Source organism: Pseudomonas citronellolis, assembly GCF_900112375.1.
GTDB lineage: Bacteria > Pseudomonadota > Gammaproteobacteria > Pseudomonadales > Pseudomonadaceae > Pseudomonas > Pseudomonas citronellolis.
Genome location: NZ_FOLS01000056.1, coordinates 1 through 24756 on the forward strand (window position 1 = coordinate 1; position 24756 = coordinate 24756).

Genomic DNA, 24756 nt, shown 5'->3' on the forward strand with positions numbered 1-24756 from the left:
TTCGAGCGAGGCTGGGGCCAGGATCGTATCTATAACTACGACAGAAGTGCCGACAAAGTTGATGCCATCGAGTTTGGCTCGGACATTTCTGCCGATGATATCCAACTGAGTCGCTGGGGCTTCGACCTGATCCTGAGCCTGAAAGGCACTGACGATCGGATCACGATCAGTAATTACCTTTACAACGATGGCAACAGTGATTTCCGGCTGGAGGAGATTCGTTTTGCCGACGGTGCCGTGTGGGATGTCGACCGAGTCAAGGCCCTGCTACTGCAGGGTGGCGAGGGTAACGACACCCTGACCGGTTACGCCAGTGATGATCGCCTGAGTGGCGGTGCCGGTAATGATCGGCTCTCTGCCGGGGCCGGTAATGACTGGCTTGAGGGCGGTATCGGTAACGACAGCCTGTACGGCGATGCTGGCAACGACACCTTGGTGGGTGGTGCCGGCAACGACTACCTCCATGGTGGGGACGGCAGCGATGTGTACCGTTTCGAACGTGGCTGGGGGCAGGACACGGTTTCCAATTACGACAGAAGCGCTGACAAAGTTGATGCCATTGAGTTCGGTGCAGACATTACTGCTGACGATATCCAACTAAGCCGTCAAGGTAATGAGCTGATCCTGAGCCTGAAGGGCAGTGACGATCGGATCACCCTCATCAGTTACCTCTCCAACGACGGCAACAACCAGTATCGCCTGGAAGAGATTCGTTTTGCCGATGGCACCATCTGGGATGTCGAGCGGGTCAAGTCATTGTTGCTACAAGGTGGAGAGGGCCACGACATTCTCACCGGCTATGCCAGTGATGATCACCTGAGTGGTGGCGCAGGCAATGATCGACTCGATGGTGGTATCGGCAATGACTGGGTTGGCGGCGGTATTGGTAACGACACGCTGTTCGGCAACGCTGGCAATGATACCTTGGTGGGCGGTGCCGGCAACGATTACCTCCATGGTGGAGACGGCAGCGATGTGTACCGTTTCGAACGGGGCTGGGGCCAGGACCGTATCGAAAACTACGACCGAAGTACCGGTAAGACGGATGCCATCGAATTCGGCTCGGACATTTCTGCCGATGATATCCAACTGAGTCGCTGGGGCTCCGATCTGATTTTGAGCCTGAAAGGCACAAACGATCGGATCACACTCAGTAATTACCTTGCCAACGACGGTAAAAGTGATTACCGCCTGGAAGAAATCCGCTTCGCCGATGGCACCATCTGGGACGTCGAGCAGGTCAAATCGTTGCTTCAAGGCAAATCGATCGGCAGCAGAAGCACGAACGGAGGTGAATGGTCCAGTTCCTTGCTGGCAGAGGGGCCTGCGGTACAAGGCGTCTCTCTATCCTTGATGAGTGATGCCATTGCTTCGCTGGAGGGCAAGACACAACACCTGATAGATAACATGGCTGCCTTCGGCGTACCGAGCCCAGCAGGATCTGGCGCGGTGTTCGAGCAGCGCCACGGGCTGGAACTGGTGCTTGCTGCCGGCAACTGATCGCTCTGTGTTGAGAAGGGCCCTTCGATGTGAGTCGAGGGGCTTTTTTTCAGTGACTTTAGGACAACTCCATCTGCCAACCGAACAGCCGTGCGAAGTCATCTTCTACGGCTTCTGGTATTCGATGCTGGTTACCGGAGGCTCGCTGCTGTTCCTGCGCGAGACGCGGCATAACGACATCCATGCCGATTGAACCTGGCGCTGCCGGGGGCTTTTCGTAGGAGCGAGCTTGCTCGCGAACGGTGCCTTCCGGCGGCAGCCGTGTGCCAGGTTGACTCCGCTCCCTCTCCCCAACCCTCGGCTGCGCGGCCCGCCCTGAAGGGAGGGGGGGCTGTCCGGCATGCTCTGGAAGTTCGGCGTCAACCTGTATGAGCGGACTCTGTCCGCGAATCGCGCGCAGGGCGCGCTCACCCGTCCGTGCCACCGGGGCGTCCGGCGTGGCCGGTAAATCCAATCGCGGACGGAGTCCGCTCCTACGCCCGCCGGCAAACCACCCCGTAGGATGGTGTTGAGCGAAGCGATACCCATCACCGCGGCCGCATGGGTTTCGCAAGCTCAACCCATCCGTTGAGGCGCATCTCGGCACAGTCGGCAAGACAGTTGCCCCTATGCCCGCGCTTCTCTGAACCGTAGGAGCGGACTCCGTCCGCGATCCCGCCAGCGGGTGTGTTCAGAACAACGCCATCTGCCGATCGACCAGTCGCGCGAAGTCGTCGCCGACGAAGGGCAGGATGGCGTCGGCCACCGGTTGCAGCTGGCGCGTCAGGTAGTGCTCGTAGTCGATGGCCGCGCGGCGGTTTTCCAGAGGCTCGGGGCCGGCTGTGGTGATCAGGTAGCTGATCCAGCCGCCGTGCTGGTATTGCCGCGGGCGGCCCTGGTTCTGGTTGTAGTCGTCGGCGGCGCGCGCCGCGCGGACGTGGGGCGGAACGTTGCGTTCGTAGTCGTCCAGGCGCCGGCGCAGGCGCTTGCGGTAGACCAGCAGGTCGTCCAGCTCGCCGGCCAGGGTGCGGCGCACGTAGTCGCGCACGTAGTCCTGGTAGGGCTGGCGGCGGAAGATGCGTTCGTACAGCTCCTGCTGGAAGCGCTGGGCCAGCGGCGACCAGTCGGTGCGCACCGTCTCCAGGCCCTTGAAGACCATTTCCTCGCTGCCGTCGGCGCGCCGCACCAGGCCGGCGTAGCGCTTCTTGCTGCCTTCCTCGGCGCCGCGCACCGTGGGCATCAGGAAGCGTTGGTAGTGGGTTTCGTACTGCAGCTCCAGGGCGCTTTCCAGGCCGTAGGCTTCGCGCAGGTGCTCCTTCCACCACTGGTTGATGTGTTGCACCAGGGCGCGGCCGATGCGCTCGGCGTCCGCTTCGGCGTGGGCGCCGCCGAGCCAGACGAAGGTGGAGTCGGTGTCGCCGTAGATCACCTGGTGGCCCTGCGCCTCGATCAGCTCGCGGGTGCGGCGCATGATCTGGTGCCCGCGCATCGTGATGGACGACGCCAGGCGCGGGTCGAAGAAACGGCAGCCGCTGGAGCCGAGCACGCCGTAGAAGGCGTTCATGATGATCTTCAGCGCCTGGGACAGCGGCTTGTTGCCCTCGCGCTTGGCCGCCTCGCGGCCCTGCCACACGCGCTCGACGATGGCCGGCAGGCAGTGCCGATTGCGCGAGAAGCGGGCGCCGCGGAAGCCTTCCACCGAGTGTTCGTCGTCCGGCTGGCGCAGGCCTTCCACCAGGCCCACCGGGTCGATCAGGAAGCTGCGGATGATCGACGGGTACAGGCTCTTGTAGTCCAGCACCAGCACCGATTCGTACAGCCCAGGGCGCGAGTCCATGACGAAGCCGCCGGGGCTGGCCTCCGGCGGTTTGCCGCCGAGGTTGGGGGCGACGAAGCCGAGGCGGTGCATGGCCGGCAGGTACAGGTGGGTGAAGGCCGCCACCGAGCCGCCGCTGCGGTCGGCGGGCAGGCCGGTGACGCTGGCGCGTTCGAGCAGGAAGTGCAGCAGCTCGGTCTTGGCGAAGATGCGCGTGACCAGCTCGCAGTCCTTGAGGTTGTAGTGGGCCAGGGCCGGTTTGTCCTCGGCGAACTTGCGGTCGATCTCGGCCATGCGGTCGTAGGGGTTGTCGATCGCCTTGCCTTCGCCCAGCAGCGTCTGCGCCACGCTTTCCAGGCTGAAGGAGGGGAAGCTCCAGGTGGCCGAGCGCAGCGCCTCGATGCCGTCGATGATCAGCCGCCCGGCGGCCGCGGCGAAGTAGTGGTTGCTGCCGCTGCCGTGCTGGCGCCAGTGCATCTCGTCTCCGTCGCGGCCCAGGCGCAGGGGGATCTTCAGGCGCTGGGCGTGCTCGCGCAGCACGCGCAGGTCGAACTGCACCAGGTTCCAGCCGATGATGGCGTCGGGGTCGTGCTCGGCCAGCCACTGGTTGAGGCTTTCCAGCAGTTCGCCGCGGCTGTCGCGGTAGGCCAGGTCGAAGTCCAGCCAGCTGGCGTCGCCGTTGGCCGGGCCAAGCATGTACACCTGGCGCTGGCCGCAGCCTTCCAGGGCAATGGAATAGAGGTTGCCGTGGATGTCGGTCTCGATGTCCAGGGACACCAGCTTCAGCTGCGGCCGATAGTCCGGCGCCGGCTTGAGCACGGCCTCGCACAGCACGCCCTCGGCATCGGCCTCGCCATCGAAGCTCACCGGGGCGGTGATGAAGCGCTCCATCAGGTAGCGCTCCGGCGGACGGATGTCGGCCTCCAGCACTTCGATGCCGGCCGCGCGCAGGCGCTTGTCCAGGTCCATCAGCTGGCGGTGCTGGCGGCAGTACAAGCCCAGCACCGGGCGCTGCTCGAAGTCGCGCAGCTGCAGCGGGCGCAGTTCCACACCGGCCTCACCCTGCAGCAGGCGCTGCGCCGCCTCGCGCTGGGCGGCGGGGAGGAAGGCCACCGAGGTCTGCGGCGGCAGGCGCACCCGGCGCGGGCCGGCGTCGGTGGCCAGCCAGAACTCCACCTCGGTGCCGGCGGGCGTGTCGCGCCAGTGCCGGGTGAGGACGAAGCCGTGTTGTGCTGCCACCGGTAACCCCTGGGAAGAATCTTTCAGACGCTCATTCTACCCGGGGCGCCGGACGCGCGCCCGGCCGCCTCTGGACGAGCGGCCTAAGGTTGGCGGCGGTAGCGGCCGATAAGTGGGGGTCATTCCACCCGCCGGTACCCTGTTCGTCATGCCTCACTCCCCCTTCTCCCTGGAAAACCACTACCGCAAGGCCGACCGCATCATGTTCGGCGTGCTCTGGCTGATGTTCGCCTACTCGCTCGCTCTGGCCGCCTGGCACGACACCTGGGGGCAGGCGCTGCTGATCGGCGGCGGCACGCTGGCGGCCATGCACGGCCTGTACCCGCTGATCGGCGGCCGGCGCCTGATGCGCTGCTGCATGGGCATCGCCTTCATGGCCTTCGCCGCCCTGCAGATCAACCAGAGCGGCGGGATCATCGAGATGCACTTCGGCATCTTCGTGCTGCTGGCGATCCTGGTGTTCTACCGCGACTGGCTGCCCATCGTGGTCGCCGCCAGCTTCATCGCCGTCCACCACCTGGCCTTCTTCGCTCTGCAGCAGGGCGGCAGCGGGTTGTGGGTGGCGCCCCAGGGCACCTGGCCGATCATCTTCCTGCACGCTTTCTACGTGGTGCTGGAAAGCTCGATCCTGGTCTACCTGGCCATCCAGTCCCACGCCGAGGCCCGTGGCGCCATGGGCCTGCTGGCTTCGGTCAGCCGCCTGACCGAAAGCGACGTGGTCGACCTCAGCTACCGCAGCCCGGTGTCCGGCGCCATGAACTCGCGCCTCAACCGCTTCCTCGCGCGGCTGGACGAACTGGTCGCCGTAGTCCTGCGCGATGCCCTGGGGCTGAACGAACTGGCCCAGCAGCTGGCCAGCACCACCCAGACGCTGCGCGACGGCGCCCGGCGCCAACTGGGCGAGACCGCGCACATGTCCGGCGCCATGCGCCAGATGGGCAGCACCATCGAGGGCGTGGCGGCCAATGCCGGCGAGGCTGCGCAGACCGCCCTGCGCATCAACCAGGAGGCGCGCGACGGCAGCGAGCTGATGCGCGAGAGCCTGGAGGAGATCGGCCGCCTCGCCAGCCAGATCGACGACAGCGACCGCCAGGTCCAGGACCTGGACGCCCAGGCCCAGCAGATCGGCCGGGTGGTGGAAGTCATCCGCGGCATCGCCGAACAGACCAACCTGCTGGCGCTCAACGCCGCCATCGAGGCCGCGCGGGCCGGCGAGCAGGGCCGCGGCTTCGCCGTGGTGGCCGACGAGGTGCGCAACCTGGCGCAGAAGACCGCGCTGTCCACCCGCGAGATCCAGGAAGTGATCGGCCGCCTGCAAAGTGGCAGTCGCGCCGCGGCCCAGGCCATGTCGAGCAGCCGGGAGAACGTCGAGCAGTGCGTGTCGCGCAGCCGGCGCACCAGCGAACTGCTCCTGCGCATGACCGAGGGCATCGCCAGCATCAGCCAGATGAACCAGCTCATCGCTGTGGCCACCCAGGAGCAGAGTTCCGTCAGCGAGGAGGTCATCCTCCACCTGCAGGACGTGCAGGGTGTGGCCGAGCACAACGACAGCGATGCCCAGTCCCTGGAGCGCGAGGGCTCGCGCCTGCAGGAGCTGAGCGGGCGCCTGCAGCGCCTGACCGAGCGCTTCCAGGTCACCCGCTGAGGCGCTACGGGCGGTTCTCTTTTGCGTCGATCCTGTCCAGAATGGCCGCCCCTTTTTCCAGCCCCGACGCCATGAACGCACAAGCCCTCGACGTACTTCTGCAACAGCTGCTGGCCGCCCTGGAGGCACCGCCCGCCGAGGTTCGCCGCCTGTTCCATGGCCGCGGCCGGCGCTGGCCGGGGCTGGAGCACGTGACCGCGGACTGGCTGCAGGGCGTGCTGCTGGTGTCGCTGTTCCGCGAGCCGGGCGAAGCCGAACTGGCGGCGCTGGAGCGCCTGCTGCTGGGCCTTTGCGAGTCGCCGCAATGGCGCGCCAGTGGCGCCGAGGCACTGCTGCTGCAGCACCGCTACCGCCCGGACAGCACCATGCAGGCCCTGTTCGGCGAGGTGCCGGAGGAGCGCGTGGTCAGCGAGAACGGCCTGCGCTACCTGCTGGACCTGGGGCGCAAGCAGAACAACGGGCTGTTCCTCGACATGCGCCTGGGCCGCCAGTGGGTGCAGGCCCGGGCTGCCGGGCAGCGAGTGCTCAATCTGTTCGCCTACACCTGCGGCTTCTCGGTGGCGGCCATCGCCGGCGGCGCCGAGCATGTGATCAACCTGGACATGGCGCGCGCCGCCCTGAGCCGCGGGCGCGACAACCACCGGCTGAACGGCCACGACCTGTCGCGGGTGGAGTTCCTCGGCCACGAGCTGTTCAAGTCCTGGGGCAAGGTGAAGAAGTCCGGGCCCTACGACCTGGTGATCATCGACCCGCCGTCGTTCCAGAAGGGCAGCTTCGCCCTCGGCAAGGACTACCCGCGCATCCTGCGCCGCCTGCCCGAGCTGCTGGCGCCCGGCGGCCGGGTGCTGGCCTGCGTCAACGATCCGTCCGTGAGCCCGGCCTTCCTCATCCAGGGCATGGCGGCCGAGGCGCCGGAGCTGGCCTTCGTCGAGCGCCTGGACAACCCGCCGGAGTTCGCCGACATCGATGAGGATGCGGCGCTCAAGGCGCTGGTGTTCGCCCGCCAGGGCTCGGTGTAACACCTGGCACACAATCTGCTCCGCATCGGCCATGGCACGGAAAACGCCGGTTTTCCGTCATCCCCCTGGCCACGGAGCGAATCCCATGCGCTTTTCCTGCAACGGTTGCGGCAAGTGCTGCCATGACCACCACGTACCCCTGACCCTCGACGAATCCCGCGACTGGGTGGCCGACGGCGGCAGCCTGATCGTCCTGCTGGAGGCGGTGCTGGACGATGGCGCCGGGCTGCCGGAGGGGCAGCGCGAGCACGTGCTGCGCCGCTCGCTGCCGGTCCGCTGCGGCAGCACCCAGGCGCACCTGGCGATCACCTTCGCCGCCTTCAACCAGGGCGCCTGCCGCCACCTGGGCAGCGACATGCGCTGTGGCATCTACGAGCGGCGGCCGCTGGTGTGCCGCATCTACCCCATGGAGATCAACCCGCACATCCCGCTGCGCGCGGAGGCCAAGGACTGCCCGCCGCAGGTCTGGGACGAGGGCCCGGAGCTGATCGTCGGCGGACGCCTGGTGGACACCGAACTGGCGGCGCTGATCGAGCGCTCGCGCCAGGCCGACCGCGAGGAGATCGCCGCCAAGGCGGCCATCTGCGAGCGCCTGGGCATCAGCGTCTCGGCGCTCAAGGGCGACGGCTTCACCGCCTACCTGCCGCAGCGCAAGGCCTTCCTGGCGGCCCTGGACGCGGTGCGCGCGCAGGCGCCGGCCAGTTCCGCGGCGGACTGGCAGCTGCATGTCTCCAGCGACGACCTGGCCCGCCAACTGGAGGAAACCGGGGCGATGATCGCCGCCCTGCTGGCCGACGACTGCGCCTTCATTCCATTGCGCGCAGCCTGATGGGGGAGGGGATGGTCGGGTAGTAGTACTTCGGAATAATGACGCCGAAAATTCGCTAGCGCGGATAATATATGCGGCATTTTCCGCTAGAACTGAAAAGAAGGCTGACGCCAATCCGCCTTCGTCTGCAGGTTTTACCTGTCAGACAGCCGACCATCACCAGGGGAATACTGTGAAGAATTGGACGCTCCGCCGACGTATCCTGGCCAGCTTCGCGGTCGTGATCGCGATCATGTTGCTGATGGTGGTGGTTTCCTACATCACCCTGCTCGCCGTCGAGCGTGATTCGCGCCGCGTCAGCACCGACGCCATGCCGGGCACCTATGCGCTGACCACGGTGCGTTCCTCCTGGACCGACACCATGCTGCGCACCCAGGCCCTGGTCGGCCTGGGTGACGGCAAGCCGCTGGATGCCGCCGGCCGCCAGGGCTTCCGCGAGCTGCACGAGACCCTGCTGCAGCGCATCGCCACCTACGAGTCCACCGTGCACGAGTCGGCCGACCGCGAGCTGCTGGCCCGCTACAAGCAGCAGGCGGTGGATTTCCAGGCGCAGCTGGAGCAACTGCTCGACCTCTACGACAAGGACCACGAGGCCGCCCGCCAGTCGCTGCTGCATGACCTGCTGCCGGCTTGGGAGAAGGGCCGCCAGACGCTCAACGAGCTGATCGCGCTGAACAAACAGATCGCCGACTCGGCGGCCATCGCCATCGTCCACCAGGTGGAGGTGGCCGAGGTCACCATGCTGGTCTCGCTGCTGCTGGCGATTTTCGCCGCCGGCGTCCTCGGCCTGCTGCTGATGCGCGCCATCACCGGCCCGGTGGAGAAGGTGGTGAAGACCCTCCAGACCATGAGCGGCGGCGACCTCACCGCGCGCCTGGCGCTGGAGCGCAACGACGAGTTCGGGGTGATCGAGAGCGGCTTCAACGGCATGGCCGAGGAGCTCAAGGCCCTGGTGGCGCAGGCGCAGCGCTCGGCCATCCAGGTCACCACCTCGGTCACCGAGATCGCCGCCACTTCCAAGCAGCAGCAGGCCACCGCCACCGAGACCGCCGCCACCACCACCGAGATCGGCGCCACCTCGCGGGAGATCGCCGCCACCTCGCGGGACCTGGTGCGCACCATGACCGAGGTGTCCAGCGCCGCCGAGCAGACTTCCACCCTGGCCGGCTCCGGCCAGCTGGGCCTGGCCCGCATGGAAGAGACCATGCACCAGGTGATGGGCGCCGCCGAGCTGGTCAACGCCAAGCTGGCGATCCTCAACGAGCGCGCCGGCAACATCAACCAGGTGGTCACCACCATCGTCAAGGTCGCCGACCAGACCAACCTGCTCTCGCTCAATGCCGCCATCGAGGCGGAGAAGGCCGGCGAGTACGGCCGCGGCTTCGCCGTGGTGGCCACCGAGGTGCGCCGCCTGGCCGACCAGACCGCGGTGGCCACCTATGACATCGAGCAGATGGTCCGCGAGATCCAGTCGGCGGTGTCCGCCGGGGTGATGGGCATGGACAAGTTCTCCGAGGAAGTACGCCGCGGCATCGCCGAGGTCGGCCAGGTCGGCGAGCAGCTGTCGCAGATCATCCACCAGGTGCAGGCCCTGGCGCCGCGGGTGCAGATGGTCAACGAAGGCATGCAGGCGCAGGCCACCGGCGCCGAGCAGATCAACCAGGCCCTGGTGCAACTGGGCGAGGCCACCGGGCAGACCGTGGAGTCGCTGCGCCAGGCCGGTTTCGCCATCGACGAGTTGAACCTTGTGGCCAATGGACTGCGCAATGGCGTCTCGCGCTTCAAGGTCTGAGGCCGGCGGGCGGCTGTACCTGCAGTTCCGCCTGGGCGCCGACCGCTATGCGCTGGACGTGCACGAGATCGTCGAGGTCCTGCCGCTGCGGCGCTTCAAGCAGGTGCCCGAGGCGCCGGCCTGGGTGGCCGGGCTGTTCGTCCACCGCGGCGAACTGCTGCCGGTGCTCGACCTCAGCCAGATCGCCTGCGGCCGCCCGGCGCCGCGGCACACCAGCACGCGCCTGGTGCTGGTGGACTACCGCTTCGCCGGCAGCGGCCCGCAGCGACGCCTGGGGCTGATCCTGGAACAGGCCAGCCAGACCCTGCGCCGCGACCCGGCGGCCTTCCGCGGCTACGGCCTGGAGCCGGGCGAGGCGCGCTACCTGGGGCCGGTGCTGGAAGACGCCGAGGGCCTGCTGCAGCGCGTGCAGGTGGACGAACTGCTGCCCGAGCACGTGCGCGAACTGCTCCTGGCCCAGGGTGAGCGGCCATGAGCGACGAGCGTTTCAGCCAGTTGCTCAAGGCGCGCATCGGCCTGGACGCGGAGTCGGTGGGCGAGGCGGTCATCGCCCGTGCCGTGCGCCAGTGCGCCAACCGTAGCAGCGGCGGCGACCTGGAGGCCTACTGGCAGCGTCTGCAGGGCTCCGCCGAGGAGCAGCAGGCGCTGATCGAGGCGGTGATAGTCCCGGAGACCTGGTTCTTCCGCTACCCCGAATCCTTCGCCGCCCTCGGTCGCCTGGCCCTGCGCCGGCAACTGGAACTGGCCGGCGCGCGGCCCCTGCGCCTGCTCAGCCTGCCCTGTTCCACCGGCGAGGAGCCGTACTCCATCGCCATGGCCCTGCTCGACGCGGGGCTGCCGGAGGCGGCCTTCCAGATCGACGCCCTGGACGTCAGCCCGGCCTCGCTGGAGCGCGCGGCCCACGGCGTGTACGGGCGCAACTCGTTCCGCGGCAGCGAACTGGGTTTCCGCGAGCGCTACTTCCGTGCCGAGGGCCCCGACTACCGCCTCGACGAGCGGGTGCGCCGCCGCGTGCGCCTGCGCCGCGGCAACCTGCTGGCGCCCGGCCTGTTGGCCGAGGAGGCGCCCTACGACTTCCTGTTCTGCCGCAACCTGCTGATCTATTTCGACCGCGACACCCAGGAACGCGCCGTGCAGGTGCTGCTGCGCCTGGTGCGCGAGGACGGCGCGCTGTTCATCGGCCCGGCCGAGGCCAGCCTGACGTCGCGCCCGGGGCTGCGCGCGCTGGGCGTGCCGCAGTCCTTCGCCTTCCTGCGCGTGGCGGCGGAACCCGAGGCGCCGGCGGCCAGGCCGCGCCCCACCCTGCAAACCACGCCGCCGCCCGCCATGGCGCCGCGCCCGATACCGCGCCGCGCGCCTCCGCCGCCACCCGCCAGGCCGGCGGTAGCGCCGCCGAGCGGTGCCGAACAGGGCCTGGCGGAAATCGCCCGGCTGGCCAACCAGGGCCAGACGGCCCAGGCCCGCGCCGCCTGCGAGGCCTACCTGGCCCAGCACGGCCCGGCGGCCCAGGCCTATTACTGGCTCGGCCTGCTGGCCGATGCTGAGGGCCGCGACGAACAGGCCCAGGGCTACTACCGCAAGGCGCTGTACCTGCAGCCCGACCACCAGGAAAGCCTGCTGCAACTGGCCGCCCTGCTGGCCGCCCGCGGCGACCAGGAAGGCGCGCGGCGCCTGCAGGAGCGCGCCGCGCGAGGAGTGAAGCGCGATGTCTGAACAGCGCTACCACCTGCATCCGGAGGCCGCCGAACAGGCGGTGGACGACTGCTGGAACCGCATCGGCATCCGCGGCGACAAGTCCTGTCCGCAACTGGCCGAACACATTCACTGCCGCAACTGCCCGGTCCACGCCGCCGCCGCCGTGCGCCTGCTGGACCGCTACGCCCTGGGCGCCGAAGGCGAGCAGAGCGCCAGCGTCGAGGACCAGGCGCCGCCGGGCGACGCCTACCTGCTTTTCCGCCTCGGCGAGGAATGGCTGGCCCTGCGCACCCTGGCGCTGGCGGAAGTAGCGCCGAACTGCCCGGTGCATTCGCTGCCGCACCAGCGCTCGCCGGTCGTGCTGGGCGTGGCCAACGTGCACGGCACGCTGGTCGCCTGCCTGTCGCTGGCCGAACTGCTCGGCCTGCCGCCTTCCGCCCCGCGCGAGGACGAGGGCCGCCGCCTGCCGCGCATGCTGGTGCTGGCCACCGACAGCGGGCCGGTACTGGCGCCGGTGGACGAGGTGGATGGCATCCACCCGCTGGCGCCGGGCCAGGCGCGCGTCGCCGCGGCGGCCGGCAGCCGTTTCACCCACGACGTGCTGAAGTGGCGCGAGCGCAGCGTGCGCCTGCTCGACCACCAGGCCTTGCTTGCCGCCGCCGCCCGGAGCCTGGCATGACCCCTGAGCAGATGAAGGACGCCTCGCTGCTGGAACTCTTCCGCCTGGAGGCCGAGGCCCAGGCCCAGGCGCTCGGCCAGGGCCTGCTGGCGCTGGAGCGCGAACCGCGCCAGGCCGCGCAGCTGGAGGCCTGCATGCGCGCCGCGCATTCGCTCAAGGGCGCCGCGCGCATCGTCGGCCTGGACGAGGGCGTGCAGGTTGCCCACGTCATGGAGGAATGCCTGGTGGCCGCCCAGGACGGCCGCCTGCTGCTGGGCGCGGAGCACATCGACGCGCTGCTGGCCGGCACCGACATCCTGCTGCACATCGCCGATGTCCAGGCCGAGCGTGCTGCCGAGGCGCGTGCGGCGGTGCCCGGCCTGGTGCAGCGCCTGGAGACGCTGCTGGGCGCGGAGCCTGCGCAGCCCGCCGCACCTGTCGCCGCCGAAGCGCCGCCAGCCGCGCCGCCAGTGCTGCCGGCCGAAACCGCCGAGCCGGTGCCCGCCGCGGCTGAGAAAAAGGGCGAGGAGGGCACCGGCCGGGTACTGCGCGTCACCGCCGAGCGCCTGAACCAATTGCTCGACCTTTCCAGCAAGGCCCTGGTCGATTCCCAGCGCCTGCAACCGCAACTGGCCTCGATGCAGCGCCTCAAGCGCCTGCAGGCCACCGCCAGCCGCCTGCTCGACGGTGCCCGCGACGCCGCCGGCACCAGCCTCGACCCGCAGGCCCAGGCCTTCCTCGCCGATGCCCGGCGTCTAGTCGGAGAGTGCCAGCAACTGCTGGGCGAGCAGATGGCCGAGCTGGACGAATTCGCCTGGACCACCTCGCAGCGCGCCCAGACCCTCTACGACAGCGCCCTGGCCTGCCGCATGCGGCCCTTCGCCGACGTGCTCGGCGGCCAGGCGCGCATGGTCCGCGACCTCGGCCGCGAGCTGGGCAAGTCGGTGCGCCTGGAAGTGGACGGGGTGTCCACCCAGGTCGACCGCGAGGTGCTGGAAAAACTCGAGGCGCCGCTGACGCACCTGCTGCGCAACGCCGTCGACCACGGCATCGAGACGCCGGACGCGCGGCGCCGGGCCGGCAAGCCGGAGCAGGGGCTGATCCGCCTGCTGGCGCGGCACCACGCCGGCATGCTGGTGCTGGACCTGCGCGACGACGGCGCCGGTGTCGACCTGCAACGCCTGCGCAAAGGCATCGTGCGCCGTGGCCTGTCCACCGAGGAGACGGTTGCGCGGCTGTCCGAGGAGGAGCTGCTGGCCTTCCTCTTCCTGCCCGGCTTCAGCCTGCGCGAGCAGGTCACCGAGGTCTCCGGCCGCGGCGTCGGCCTGGACGCCGTGCAGCACATGGTGCGCCAGCTGCGCGGCGGCATCCGCATGGAGCAGGTGCGCGGGCAGGGCAGCCACTTTCACATCGAGGTGCCGCTGACCCTCTCGGTGGTGCGCAGCCTGGTGGTGGCGATCGGCGGCGAGGCCTACGCCTTCCCCCTGGCGCACATCGAGCGCATGCGCAGCCTGGCGCCGCAAGACATCGTGCAGATCGAGGGCCGCCAGCAGTTCTGGCACGAGGGCCGGCACGTCGGCCTGGTGGCCGCGCACCAGTTGCTGCAGCGCCCGGAAGGCCGCGCGCCGGAGGGCGACATCCCGCTGGTGCTGATCCGCGAGCGCGACACTCTGTACGGCGTGGCGGTGGAGCGCTTCATCGGCGAACGCACCCTGGTGGTGATGCCGCTGGACGCGCGCCTGGGCAAGGTCCAGGACGTGTCCGCCGGCGCCGTGCTGGACGACGGCACGCCGGTGCTGATCCTCGACGTCGAGGACATGCTGCGTTCGGTGGACAAGCTGCTGGCCAGCGGCCGCCTGGAGCGCATCGACGCCGGCAACCGCCAGGGCGCGGCGCTGCGCAAGCGCGTGCTGGTGGTGGACGATTCGCTCACCGTGCGCGAACTGGAGCGCAAGCTGCTGGCCGGCCGCGGCTACGACGTGGCGGTGGCGGTGGATGGCATGGACGGCTGGAACGCCCTGCGTTCGGAGCGCTTCGACCTGGTCATCACGGATATCGACATGCCGCGCATGGACGGTATAGAACTGGTCGGGCTGATCCGCCGCGACGCCCGCCTGCAAGCCCTGCCGGTCATGGTCGTGTCCTACAAGGACCGCGAGGAGGACCGCCGCCGCGGGCTCGATGCCGGCGCCGACTACTACCTGGCCAAGGCCAGTTTCCACGACGAGGCTCTGCTGGATGCGGTGGTCGATCTAATTGGAGGTGCACAGGGATGAGGATAGGCATCGTCAACGACATGCCGCTGGCGGTGGAAGCGTTGCGCCGGGCTCTGGCCTTCGAACCCACGCACCGCGTGCTCTGGGTCGCCAGCAACGGCGCCGAGGCGGTGGAGATGTGCGCCGCGCAGACCCCCGACGTGGTGCTGATGGACCTGCTGATGCCGGTGATGGACGGCGTGGAGGCCACGCGGCGGATCATGGCCGCCTCGCCCTGCGCCATCATCGTGGTCACCGTGGACCTGGAGCAGAACCTCTCGCGGGTGTTCGAGGCCATGGGCTGCGGCGCGGTGGACGCGGTGAACACCCCGGCGCTGGGCGTCGGCGATTCCCTGGAGGCGGCCCGCCCGCTGCTGCGCAAGCTGCAGAACCTGGCCTGGCTGTCGGCCCCGGGCAACAGCCGGCCGCGCAGCGAGGTCGCCGTGCGCGAAAACCCGGCCAAGGCCCGCCGCCTGGTGGCCGTGGGCGCCTCGGCCGGCGGCCCGGCGGCCCTGGCCGAGCTGCTGGGCAAGCTGCCGGCGAGCTTTTCCGCGGCCATGGTGGTGGTGCAGCACGTGGACGAAGTGTTCGCCGCCGGCATGGCCGAATGGCTGGCCAGCCAGGCCCGCATCCCCGTGCGCCTGGCGCGCAACGGCGAGGTGCCGCAGCCCGGCTGCGTGCTGCTGGCCGGCACCAACGACCACATCCGCCTGCAACGCAACGGCGAACTGGCCTACACCGCCGAACCCTGCGGGCACATCTACCGGCCCTCGATCGACGTGTTCTTCGACAGCGTGGCCGACAACTGGGTGGGCCAGGCCACCGGCGTGCTGCTCACCGGCATGGGCCGCGACGGCGCCCAGGGCCTGAAGCACATGCGCGAGCGCGGTTTCCTGACGCTGGCCCAGGACCAGGCCAGCAGCGCCGTGTACGGCATGCCCAAGGCCGCCGCGGCGATCGGCGCCGCCACCGAGATCCGAGCCCTGGGCGACATCGCCCGGCGCCTGGGCGAACTGTACGGCTGACATTCCGGAGGCAGCGCCAGCGGCGCCACGACGACGATGAACCCCAAGCATAGCGAGAACCCCTTGATCACTCCGGACGACACCGCGGTCATGGTCCTGCTGGTCGACGACCAGGCCATGATCGGCGAGGCCGTGCGCCGCGCCCTGGCCGAGGACGGCGGCATCGACTTCCACTTCTGCTCCGACGCCACCCAGGCCATCGAGCAGGCCCTGCAGATCCGCCCGACGGTGATCCTGCAGGACCTGGTGATGCCCGACACCGATGGCCTGGAGCTGGTGCGCCAGTACCGCCGCCACCCGCAGACCCGCGACATCCCGATCATCGTCCTGTCGACCAAGGAGGAGCCGCAGGTCAAGAGCGCCGCCTTCGCCGCCGGGGCCAACGACTACCTGGTCAAGCTGCCCGACGCCATCGAACTGGTGGCGCGGGTGCGCTACCACTCGCGCTCCTACCTCGCCCTGCAGCAGCGCGACGAGGCCTACCGCGCCCTGCGCGAGAGCCAGCAGAAGCTGCTGGAGACCAACCTGGTGCTGCAGCGGCTGATGAACTCCGACGGCCTCACCGGGCTGTCCAACCGCCGCCACTTCGACGAGTACCTAGAAATGGAATGGCGCCGCGGCCTGCGCGAGCAGAGCCAGCTGTCGCTGCTGCTGATCGACGTCGACCACTTCAAGGCCTACAACGACACCTTCGGCCACGTCGCCGGCGACGAGGCGCTGCGCCGCGTCGCCGGGACCATCCGCGAAAGCTGCGCGCGCTCCTCCGACCTGCCGGCGCGCTACGGCGGCGAGGAGTTCGCCATCATCCTCCCGGGCACCTCGCCGGGCGGCGCGCGGCTGCTGGCGGAGAAGCTGCGGCTGACCGTGCAGGCCCTGGGCATCGCCCACGAGCAGCCGGATGCCGGCGCGGTGCTGACGGTCAGCGTCGGCGTGGCGACCCTCACCCCGGGGCAGGGCGAAAGCTGCCTGCGGCTGATCGAACACGCCGACCGCGCGCTCTACAACGCCAAGCACGGCGGACGCAACCAGGTGGGGGTGGACGGCGGCGCAACCGGCTGACGCACAGCCGCCCACGGGCGGCTTTCTCGGGTATACTTCCGGGTTTTTCCACGCCATTACCCGTGAGTGCTGACCGCCATGGAAATCCAACCGATCCTCAACAGCATCAAGGACCTCTCCGACCGTACCCAGTCCATTCGGGGGTATCTTTGACTACGATCTGAAACATGATCGTCTGATCGAAGTAAACCGCGAGCTGGAAGACCCGGCGGTCTGGAACAAGCCCGAATACGCCCAGAACCTGGGCCGCGAGCGCGCCATGCTGGCGCAGATCGTCGAGACCCTCGACGAGCTGACCGGCGGCCTGGCCGACTCCCGCGACCTGCTCGACATGGCGGTCGAGGAGAACGACGAAGGCGCCGTCGGCGACGTCGAAGCGGAAGTCCAGCGCCTGCGCGAAATCCTCGAGAAGCTGGAATTCCGCCGCATGTTCAGCGGCGAGATGGACCCGAACAACGCCTACCTGGACATCCAGGCCGGCTCCGGCGGCACCGAGGCCCAGGACTGGGCCAACATGCTGCTGCGCATGTACCTGCGCTGGGCCGACAAGAACGGCTTCGACGCCGAGATCGTCGAGCTGTCCGAGGGCGAGGTCGCCGGCATCAAGGGCGCCACCGTGCACATCAAGGGCGAGTACGCCTTCGGCTGGCTGCGCACCGAGATCGGCGTGCACCGCCTGGTGCGCAAGAGCCCGTTCGACTCCGGCAACCGCCGCCACACCTCGTTCACCGCGGTGTTCGTTTCGCCCGAGATCGACGACAACATCGAGATCGAGATCAACCCGGCGGACCTGCGCATCGACACCTACCGCTCGTCCGGCGCCGGCGGCCAGCACGTGAACACCACCGACTCCGCGGTGCGTATCACCCACGTGCCGACCAACACCGTGGTGGCGTGCCAGAACGAACGCTCCCAGCACGCCAACAAGGACACCGCCATGAAAATGCTGCGGGCCCGGTTGTACGAGCAGGAGATGCAGAAACGCACCGCCGCCTCGCAGGCGCTGGAAGACACCAAGTCCGATATCGGCTGGGGCCACCAGATCCGTTCCTACGTGCTCGACCAGTCGCGCATCAAGGACCTGCGCACCGGCGTGGAACGCAGCGATTGCGACAAGGTGCTCGACGGCGACCTCAACGAATACCTGGAAGCCAGCCTTAAACAGGGCCTGTAGACCGCACCCCGTAGGAGCGAGCTTGCTCGCGAACCCGCTGAAGAGCTTCGCGAGCAAGCTCGCTCCTACAGTTGTTATCCCTAATTGAATGAATCGACGCCAGGCAGATAGAACGACCATGAGCGACCAACAACTCGACCAGCACGAGCTGCAACAGGAAGAAAACAAGCTGATCGCCCAGCGCAAGGAAAAGCTTGCCGCCGTGCGCGAGGCCAAGGCCATCGCCTTCCCCAACGACTTCCGCCGCGACGCCTACTTCGCGGACCTGCAGAAGCAGTACGCCGACAAGACCAAGGAAGAGCTGGAAGCCGCAGCCATCCCGGTCAAGGTCGCCGGTCGCATCATGCTCAACCGTGGCGCCTTCATCGTCCTGCAGGACAGCAGCGACCGCCTGCAGGTCTACGTCAACCGCAAGACCCTGGCCGAAGAGACCCTGGCCGAGATCAAGACCTGGGACCTGGGCGACATCATCGGCGCCGAAGGCACCCTGGCCCGCTCCGGCAAGGGCGACCTGTACGTCGACATGAGCAACGTGCGCCTGCTGACCAAGTCGCTGCGCCCGCTGCCGGACAAGCACCACGGCCTGACCGACACCGAGCAGCGCTACCGCCAGCGCTACGTCGACCTGATCGTCAACGAGGAAACCCGCCACACCTTCCGCGTGCGTTCCCAGGTCATCGCCCACATCCGCCGCTTCCTGTCCGAGCGCGGTTTCCTCGAAGTGGAAACCCCGATGCTGCAGACCATCCCCGGCGGCGCCGCGGCCAAGCCCTTCGCCACCCACCACAATGCGCTGGACATGGCCATGTTCCTGCGCATCGCCCCGGAGCTGTACCTCAAGCGCCTGGTGGTCGGCGGCTTCGAGAAGGTCTTCGAGATCAACCGCAACTTCCGCAACGAAGGCGTCTCGACCCGGCACAACCCCGAGTTCACCATGCTCGAGTTCTACCAGGCCTACGCCGACTACGAAGACAACATGGACCTGACCGAGGAACTGTTCCGCGAGCTGGCCCAGGCGGTGCTCGGCACCACCGACGTGCCCTACGGCGACAAGGTCTTCCACTTCGGCGAGCCGTTCGCCCGCCTGTCGGTGTTCGACGCCATCCTCAAGTACAACCCGGACATCACCGCGGCTGACCTGCAGGATGTCGACAAGGCCCGCGAGATCGCCAAGAAGGCCGGCGCCAAGGTCCTCGGCCACGAAGGCCTGGGCAAGCTGCAGGTGATGATTTTCGAGGAACTGGTGGAGCACAAGCTGGAACAGCCGCACTTCATCACCCAGTACCCCTTCGAAGTCTCCCCGCTGGCCCGCCGCAACGACCAGGACCCGAGCGTCACTGACCGCTTCGAGCTGTTCATCGGCGGCCGCGAGATCGCCAACGCCTACTCCGAGCTGAACGACGCAGAAGACCAGGCCGAGCGCTTCATGCTGCAGGTCAAGGAGAAGGACGCCGGCGACGACGAGGCGATGCACTACGACGCCGACTTCATCAACGCCCTGGAATACGGCATGCCGCCCACTGCCGGCGAAGGCATCGGCATCGACCGCCTGGTGATGCTGCTGACCAACTCGCCGTCGATCCGCGACGTGATCCTGTTCCCGCACATGCGCCCGCAGGCGTAAGCGCTGGAGCAATAGAAGAAGCCGCCTTAGGGCGGCTTTTTCGTGTCTGCGAACCGGCAAACACAACGCCGCGTAGGATGGCGTTGAGCGAAGCGATACCCATCACCACGACCGCATGGGTTTCGCCAAGGCTCAACCCATCCTACGAAGAGCGCCAGTTGCTTCTACGGCCCCAGGGAAGCACGGGCGTAGGAGCGGACTCCGTCCGCGATCGTCTTCGCCGCTTGCGCCGAACGCTTCGGCGGCCTTTGCCACCAATTGATTCCCCAAGCAAAAGCCCGAACAATGCGCCATCGCCCGCGAGCGGAGGAAAGACCGTGCCCCGAGCAGTTTCCAGAGATAGCGCCGCCCAGGCCGCCAGTGCGGTGGCCGAGAGTGTCCAGTACCAGGGCCGCAAGGCCGCCCGCCAGGGCAGCGAGCAGCGCCGCCAGGCGATCCTCGACGCGGCCATGCGCATCATCGTCCGCGAGGGCGTGCGGGCCGTGCGCCATCGGGCGGTGGCGGCCGAGGCGGACGTGCCCTTGTCTGCCACCACCTACTACTTCAAGGACATCGACGACCTCATCACCGACACCTTCGCGCTCTTCGTCGAACGCAGCGCCGAAGCCCTGTCGGCCTTCTGGGCCAGCGTCGAGGGCGACCTGCAGGCTCTGGCCGCCGGCCTCACCGGCAGCCCCGAGGCGCGCCGCGAGCTGGCCGACCGCATCACCGAGCTGGCCATCCAGTACGTGCGCGTGCAGCTCACCGAGCGCCGCGAGCACCTGCTGGCCGAGCAGGCGTTCCGCCAGGAGGCGTTGCTCAACCCGCGCCTGGAACAGCTGGCGCAGAGCCACAGGCGCATCCTCTCCCTGGGCGTGGTGCACTTCTTCGAGGTGCTCGGCTCGCAGCAGCCGGAACAGGACGCCAAGGTGTTGACGGCCATCATCCTGCAGATGGAGTATCAGGGCCTGCTGGATGGCGTGGAGCACCTGGACACCGTGGAAATGCGCGCCATCCTGACCCGCTACCTGTACCTGGTACTGGGCCTCTGAAGCCCGCCGACGACCCCATATGGCGTGCCGCCCGCGGCCCCTGAGGAGACTTCGATGAAAGCCTGGCGCGCCTTGCTGCTGTTGAGCATCTTCCTGCTCGGCGGCTGCCTGGTGACCTTCAAGGAGCCGATCCCGGCGAAGGAGGCCGCGCCCAAGCAGTTGCTCGGCCAGTGGTCGCGGATCGACGAATACGGCGAGGAACAGTTCCTCGAGATCAGCCGCACCGGCGAGGGCCTGTACCGCGCCTTCAGCTACTACGACGACAGCGGCAACACCGACAGCGCCGAGGACCTGCCCTTCACCGTGGCCCAGCACGGCCAGCGCTGGTACCTGTCCGCCGAACTGCCCAAGAGCCAGGGCGGCAACTACGTGCTGGCCGGCTTCGAGATCACCGACAAGGACGAGCTGGTGGTCTACTCGCTGGACGTCGAGCAGATCCTCCAGGCCATGGCCAAGGGCACCCTGCAGGGCCAGAAGGTGGACAGCGAGCAGGGCGCCGGCGCCCTGGTGGCCAGCCCCCTGGGCGACGTCCTGGCCTACCTGGACGAGCCCGCCAACGCCGAAGTCTTCAGCGAAGCGCTACGCTTCCAGCGAGTGACTCCGGGAGAACGCCCATGAACCCGCGGCGCAAGAAAAGCACGCCCAGCGAGTACCAGCAGATCATCCGCGGCCTGTCCGACCGCCTGGTGGAGGCGCAGACGCCGATCCGCGTGCTCGACGCCATCAAGTGGGACGACAGCGTGCGCGCGGACTTCCTCAAGGGCCGCGGCAAGCATGCGCCCAAGGTCGACCGCGGCTACTACGACGGCCGCCCGCTGGCCTTCGACGGCAACGCCAAGAAGCAGGAATTCCAGAACCTGGAGCGCGACATCACCCGCCAGCTCGGCCAGTTCAACCCGGTGGGGCAGATCATGCGGCGCATGTGCCGCGAGTACCGCATGGTCATCCGCATGCTGGAGGCGCGCGGCACCCAGGACTTCGGGCTGATCTCCCAGGAACTCTACGGCTCGGCCTCTGACGCCTTCCACGCCGGTGACCCGACCCTGGCCGACCTCGGCCTGATGCTCTCGGACTACCTGAACAAAATCGCCGACCGCGGCGACCTCAAGGACGAACCCAAGACGCTCACCGCCAAGGAAGCGGTGGCCATGCTGCAGGAGCGCCTGAACAAGACCTTCGGCGAGGCCGAGGACACCATCCGCGTGTTCGAGTCCGACGGCATAGTCGCCGACGCCGCGGCCGGCGCCGACTACATCAAGGTGCGCGCCGACGCCATGTTCAACGAGCGCGACGTGCGCGCCCTGGAAGTCCACGAGGGCCTGGTGCACGTGGGCACCACCCTGAACGGGCAGAACCAGCCGATCTGCACCTTCCTGGCCAAGGGCCCGCCGTCCTCCACCGTGACCCAGGAAGGCCTGGCCATCCTCATGGAAGTGATCGCCTTCGCCTCCTACCCCACGCGCCTGCGCAAGCTGACCAATCGCACCCGCGCCATCCACATGGCGGAGGAGGGCGCGGACTTCCTTGAGGTGTTCCACTTCTACCGCGAGCAGGGCTACAGCCAGGAAAGCAGCTACCAGAACGCCAGCCGGGTGTTCCGCGGCTCCACGCCCGGCGGGCTGCCGTTCACCAAGGACCTGTCGTACCTGAAAGGCTTCATCCTCATCTACAACTACATCCAGCTCGCCGTGCGCAAGGGCAAGCTGGAGCAGATCCCGCTGCTGTTCTGCGGCAAGGCCACCCTGGAAGACATGCGCACCCTGCGCCAACTGGTGGACGAGGGCCTGGTGGTGCCGCCGAAGTACCTGCCACCACAGTTCCGCGACCTCAACGCGCTGTCGGCCTGGATGTGCTTCTCCAACTTCCTCAACCACCTGAGCCTGGACCGCATCGAGGCGGACTACGCGAATATCCTCTAGGACCGCGCCGAAATGCTCTTCGTAGGAGCGAGCTTGCTCGCGAACCGACTCCGCAGCGGGGCCCATTCGCGAGCAAGCTCGCTCCTACGAAGAGCCGTACCAAGGATGACCCGACCATGACCCACCGCTTCAAGGCCGCTGCGCTGTCCCTGCTGCTTCTGCTCGGCGGCTGCAGCTCGCTGCTGTTCTACCCCAGCCCCGACGTGGCCATTACCCCGGCGCGGGCCAAGCTGGACTACCGCGACGTCACCCTCACCACCGCCGACGGCGTGAAGCTCGCCGGCTGGTGGCTGCCGGCCAAGCCCGGCGTGCCGGTCAAGGGCACGGTGCTGCACCTGCACGGCAACGGCGGCAACATGGCCTGGCACCTGGGGGCCACCTTCTGGCTGCCGGAGCAGGGCTACCAGGTGCTGATGCTCGACTACCGCGGCTACGGCCATTCCCAGGGCGAGCCCAGCCTGCCGGCGGTGTACCAGGACATGGACGCGGCCTTCGCCTGGCTGGACAAGGCCCCCGAGGCCCAGGGCAAGCCGCTGATCCTGCTCGGCCAGAGCCTGGGCGGCGCCATGGGCGTGCACTACCTGGCGCAGCATCCCGAGCGGGTGAAGCAGCTCAAGGCCGTGGTGCTCGACGGCGTGCCGGCCAGCTACCGCGAGGTGGCCCGCTACACCCTGGGCAATGCCTGGCTGACCTGGCCGCTGCAGATTCCGCTGTCCTGGTTCGTGCCCGATGGCGACAGCGCGATACGCGCCATGCCGCGACTTTCTGGCGCACCCGTGCTGTTCTTTCACAGCATCGACGATACCATCGTGCCCCTGGACAACGGCCTGAGCCTGTACAAGGCGGCGCGGCCGCCGAAAGTCTTCCAGCTGACCCGCGGCGGGCACGTGGAAACCTTCGGCGAACCGACCTGGCGCGAAGTGATGCTGCGCTTCCTCGACGACCCGCAGCACTTCAGCGGCCTGCGCCGCCTGGCCGAAGTCCCCAACACCGATCCGCCGGCCGAGCCGGCCAGCCAGTCCCAGGGCAAGCCATGACCACCAGCACCGACCGCAACATGATCCCGTACATCCTCACCGCCATCGGCAGCATCATCGTCAGTGTCGGCACGCTCTGGTTCTACGGCTACCTGCACTTCGCCAAGGAGCAGGACGCCCTGCTGCTGGCCGAGTTCACCATGCTCAAGAGCATTCCCGGGCAGGACGTGAAGCTCTCGCTGGAGCCGGCCAACCAGATCGCGCAATGCATCGACGGCGTGCTGGTGCTGTTCGACACCACCCAGAAGGGCCTCTCCGGCGTGCTGGTGGACAACAGGAAGCACGCCGTGCGCTGCGCCGGCGAGGAAACCCCGCAGCAAGTCCGCTGACGGCAGGCTTCGGGGCCAGTCTGGGAGCAACCTGGAGGGCGCGACCATGAGCAACCCCGAGATCCACGTCTGGCAGGGCGACATCACCACCTTGCGCATCGACGCCATCGTCAACGCCGCCAACAGCTCGCTGCTCGGCGGCGGGGGCGTGGACGGCGCCATCCACCGCGCTGCCGGCCCGGAACTGGCGAACCATTGCCGCAACCTGGGCGGCTGCAGGACCGGCGAGGCCAAGATCACCCCCGGCTTCCGCCTGCCCGCCGCCCACGTCATCCACACGGTAGGCCCGGTCTGGCGCGGCGGCGGCCACGGCGAGCCGGACCTGCTCGCCGCCTGCTACCGCAACAGCCTGGCGCTGGCGGAACAGTATGAGCTGGAGGGCATCGCCTTCCCCGCCATCAGCTGCGGAATCTACAGCTATCCCCTGGAAGCGGCGGCCAGCATCGCCATCACCGAACTGCGCCGCCTGCGGCCCGCCGGCAGCAGCCTGCAACGTCTGTTGCTGGTGCCTTTCTCCGAAGACATGGCCGAACTCTACCGGCGCCTGTTGCGGGGTGGCGCGTAGGCGCCGACTGCGCCGAGGTGCTCTTCGTAGGATCGAGGGGGACGCCTAGTTCTTGCTCGCGAATAAACGCGGTGCCATGCGGTTCGCGAGCAAGCTCGCTCCTACGAAAAGCCATGCTCGCCGGCAATGTAGGAGCGGGCCCTGCCCGCGAAATCGCGCGCAGGGCGCGCTCCTACATGGGAAGGGTGCGGGTGGGGCGGCGTAGGAGCAACTGTCTTGCGCCGAGGTGCTCTTCGTAGGATGGGTTGAGCTTGTGTTCTGCCGGGACACATAGGTAACGCCTGTCGGGACACATGGGTAACGGTTTCCCATGGTCACTCCGGCTGCCTGAGGTCGACCTGCCGGACCGTTTTGTTGATGAAAATGATGTCGAGTACGCCATCCTCCTTGGCGGGGCGGATGGCGACTCGCTCACCCGCCAGACCTTCGCTGACGAATACCATTCGGCCATCGAGGCGAATCTGGCCCTTGGTATGTACCGTCAGCACCCGCTCTCCGGGCTCGTACTCCACTTCCAGCAACTTTTCCGGGTATGGCCTGGGGCTGCTCCGGTAACGCGTCAAGGG

At 68.1% G+C, this 24756-nt stretch carries 20 protein-coding genes and 1 pseudogene; 19 read left to right on the top strand and 2 right to left on the bottom strand.

Annotation, left to right across the window (positions count from 1 at the left end; all coding sequences use genetic code 11):
- Positions 1 to 1500, top strand: a 1500-nt coding sequence (locus tag BM060_RS31260) for a calcium-binding protein (RefSeq protein ID WP_305728550.1), incomplete at its 5' end; no start/stop codon positions are given.
- 670 nt (positions 1501 to 2170) lie between these two features.
- Here the strand turns inward: BM060_RS31260 and BM060_RS31265 are convergent.
- Positions 2171 to 4534: a DNA polymerase II gene (locus tag BM060_RS31265; RefSeq protein ID WP_074986343.1), complete on the bottom strand. Its 2364-nt coding sequence runs from the start codon at positions 4532 to 4534 to the stop codon at positions 2171 to 2173.
- Positions 4535 to 4682: 148 nt separating this feature from the next.
- On the opposite strand from BM060_RS31265, the gene BM060_RS31270 reads away from it, so the two are divergent.
- The 18 genes from BM060_RS31270 to BM060_RS31355 all read left to right on the top strand — a co-directional run bounded on the left by BM060_RS31270 (position 4683) and on the right by BM060_RS31355 (position 24190).
- Complete coding sequence (locus tag BM060_RS31270) at positions 4683 to 6179, top strand: methyl-accepting chemotaxis protein (RefSeq protein WP_074986346.1); 1497 nt, start codon at positions 4683 to 4685, stop codon at positions 6177 to 6179.
- Between the two features lie 71 nt (positions 6180 to 6250).
- On the top strand, positions 6251 to 7198 hold the full coding sequence (locus BM060_RS31275; RefSeq protein WP_074986349.1) for a class I SAM-dependent methyltransferase: 948 nt from the start codon (positions 6251 to 6253) through the stop codon (positions 7196 to 7198).
- An 85-nt stretch (positions 7199 to 7283) separates the two neighbouring features.
- A complete protein-coding gene (locus BM060_RS31280; RefSeq protein WP_074986351.1) occupies positions 7284 to 8027 on the top strand; it encodes a YkgJ family cysteine cluster protein in 744 nt (247 codons plus the stop codon).
- 172 nt (positions 8028 to 8199) lie between these two features.
- A complete protein-coding gene (locus tag BM060_RS31285) occupies positions 8200 to 9819 on the top strand; it encodes a methyl-accepting chemotaxis protein (protein WP_074986354.1) in 1620 nt (539 codons plus the stop codon).
- Positions 9794 to 10294, top strand: coding sequence for a chemotaxis protein CheW (locus BM060_RS31290; protein WP_074986356.1), 501 nt, complete (start codon positions 9794 to 9796; stop codon positions 10292 to 10294). Before BM060_RS31285 ends, BM060_RS31290 begins: the two co-directional genes overlap by 26 nt.
- A complete protein-coding gene (locus BM060_RS31295; RefSeq protein WP_074986358.1) occupies positions 10291 to 11532 on the top strand; it encodes a CheR family methyltransferase in 1242 nt (413 codons plus the stop codon). Before BM060_RS31290 ends, BM060_RS31295 begins: the two co-directional genes overlap by 4 nt.
- The gene (locus tag BM060_RS31300; protein WP_074986361.1) at positions 11525 to 12193 is read left to right on the top strand and encodes a chemotaxis protein CheW; all 669 of its coding nucleotides are present in this window, start codon (positions 11525 to 11527) and stop codon (positions 12191 to 12193) included. The genes BM060_RS31295 and BM060_RS31300 overlap by 8 nt, the downstream gene beginning before the upstream one ends.
- On the top strand, positions 12190 to 14448 hold the full coding sequence (locus tag BM060_RS31305) for a hybrid sensor histidine kinase/response regulator (protein ID WP_074986363.1): 2259 nt from the start codon (positions 12190 to 12192) through the stop codon (positions 14446 to 14448). Before BM060_RS31300 ends, BM060_RS31305 begins: the two co-directional genes overlap by 4 nt.
- Positions 14445 to 15452, top strand: coding sequence for a chemotaxis response regulator protein-glutamate methylesterase (locus tag BM060_RS31310; protein ID WP_074986364.1), 1008 nt, complete (start codon positions 14445 to 14447; stop codon positions 15450 to 15452). Before BM060_RS31305 ends, BM060_RS31310 begins: the two co-directional genes overlap by 4 nt.
- Positions 15453 to 15488: 36 nt before the next feature.
- Positions 15489 to 16511 carry a response regulator gene (locus BM060_RS31315; RefSeq protein WP_074986367.1) on the top strand — a complete coding sequence of 341 codons (1023 nt, stop codon included), beginning with the start codon at positions 15489 to 15491 and terminating at the stop codon, positions 16509 to 16511.
- A gap of 78 nt (positions 16512 to 16589) precedes the next feature.
- A protein-coding gene (prfB, locus tag BM060_RS31320) for a peptide chain release factor 2 (RefSeq protein ID WP_116422981.1) occupies positions 16590 to 17685 on the top strand; the annotation gives its coding sequence in 2 pieces (ribosomal slippage) (positions 16590 to 16661 and positions 16663 to 17685; 1095 coding nt in all).
- 118 nt (positions 17686 to 17803) lie between these two features.
- A complete protein-coding gene (gene lysS, locus BM060_RS31325) occupies positions 17804 to 19309 on the top strand; it encodes a lysine--tRNA ligase (protein WP_074986369.1) in 1506 nt (501 codons plus the stop codon).
- A gap of 317 nt (positions 19310 to 19626) precedes the next feature.
- Positions 19627 to 20340: a TetR/AcrR family transcriptional regulator gene (locus tag BM060_RS31330; protein WP_009616533.1), complete on the top strand. Its 714-nt coding sequence runs from the start codon at positions 19627 to 19629 to the stop codon at positions 20338 to 20340.
- Between the two features lie 54 nt (positions 20341 to 20394).
- The gene (locus BM060_RS31335; RefSeq protein WP_074986372.1) at positions 20395 to 20958 is read left to right on the top strand and encodes a hypothetical protein; all 564 of its coding nucleotides are present in this window, start codon (positions 20395 to 20397) and stop codon (positions 20956 to 20958) included.
- Positions 20955 to 22259 carry a flavohemoglobin expression-modulating QEGLA motif protein gene (locus BM060_RS31340; protein WP_074986374.1) on the top strand — a complete coding sequence of 435 codons (1305 nt, stop codon included), beginning with the start codon at positions 20955 to 20957 and terminating at the stop codon, positions 22257 to 22259. Before BM060_RS31335 ends, BM060_RS31340 begins: the two co-directional genes overlap by 4 nt.
- Before the next feature lie 116 nt (positions 22260 to 22375).
- Entirely contained in the window at positions 22376 to 23296 is a 921-nt protein-coding gene (locus BM060_RS31345) for an alpha/beta hydrolase (protein WP_074986376.1), read from the top strand.
- Positions 23293 to 23625, top strand: coding sequence for a PA3694 family proteiin (locus BM060_RS31350; RefSeq protein WP_074986378.1), 333 nt, complete (start codon positions 23293 to 23295; stop codon positions 23623 to 23625). The genes BM060_RS31345 and BM060_RS31350 overlap by 4 nt, the downstream gene beginning before the upstream one ends.
- 46 nt (positions 23626 to 23671) lie before the next feature.
- Positions 23672 to 24190: an O-acetyl-ADP-ribose deacetylase gene (locus BM060_RS31355; protein WP_074986380.1), complete on the top strand. Its 519-nt coding sequence runs from the start codon at positions 23672 to 23674 to the stop codon at positions 24188 to 24190.
- 314 nt (positions 24191 to 24504) lie between these two features.
- On the opposite strand, the pseudogene BM060_RS31360 reads toward BM060_RS31355, so the two are convergent.
- Positions 24505 to 24756: pseudogene (locus BM060_RS31360) on the bottom strand (IS481 family transposase); the annotation flags it as partial.

Coding starts and splice junctions, on each gene's coding strand:
- BM060_RS31270 (WP_074986346.1), top strand. CDS start 4,683: ATGCCTCACTCCCCCTTCTCCCTGGAAAACCACTACCGCAAGGCCGAC.
- BM060_RS31275 (WP_074986349.1), top strand. CDS start 6,251: ATGAACGCACAAGCCCTCGACGTACTTCTGCAACAGCTGCTGGCCGCC.
- BM060_RS31280 (WP_074986351.1), top strand. CDS start 7,284: ATGCGCTTTTCCTGCAACGGTTGCGGCAAGTGCTGCCATGACCACCAC.
- BM060_RS31290 (WP_074986356.1), top strand. CDS start 9,794: ATGGCGTCTCGCGCTTCAAGGTCTGAGGCCGGCGGGCGGCTGTACCTG.
- BM060_RS31295 (WP_074986358.1), top strand. CDS start 10,291: ATGAGCGACGAGCGTTTCAGCCAGTTGCTCAAGGCGCGCATCGGCCTG.
- BM060_RS31300 (WP_074986361.1), top strand. CDS start 11,525: ATGTCTGAACAGCGCTACCACCTGCATCCGGAGGCCGCCGAACAGGCG.
- BM060_RS31305 (WP_074986363.1), top strand. CDS start 12,190: ATGACCCCTGAGCAGATGAAGGACGCCTCGCTGCTGGAACTCTTCCGC.
- BM060_RS31310 (WP_074986364.1), top strand. CDS start 14,445: ATGAGGATAGGCATCGTCAACGACATGCCGCTGGCGGTGGAAGCGTTG.
- BM060_RS31315 (WP_074986367.1), top strand. CDS start 15,489: ATGAACCCCAAGCATAGCGAGAACCCCTTGATCACTCCGGACGACACC.
- lysS (WP_074986369.1), top strand. CDS start 17,804: ATGAGCGACCAACAACTCGACCAGCACGAGCTGCAACAGGAAGAAAAC.
- BM060_RS31335 (WP_074986372.1), top strand. CDS start 20,395: ATGAAAGCCTGGCGCGCCTTGCTGCTGTTGAGCATCTTCCTGCTCGGC.
- BM060_RS31340 (WP_074986374.1), top strand. CDS start 20,955: ATGAACCCGCGGCGCAAGAAAAGCACGCCCAGCGAGTACCAGCAGATC.
- BM060_RS31345 (WP_074986376.1), top strand. CDS start 22,376: ATGACCCACCGCTTCAAGGCCGCTGCGCTGTCCCTGCTGCTTCTGCTC.
- BM060_RS31350 (WP_074986378.1), top strand. CDS start 23,293: ATGACCACCAGCACCGACCGCAACATGATCCCGTACATCCTCACCGCC.
- BM060_RS31355 (WP_074986380.1), top strand. CDS start 23,672: ATGAGCAACCCCGAGATCCACGTCTGGCAGGGCGACATCACCACCTTG.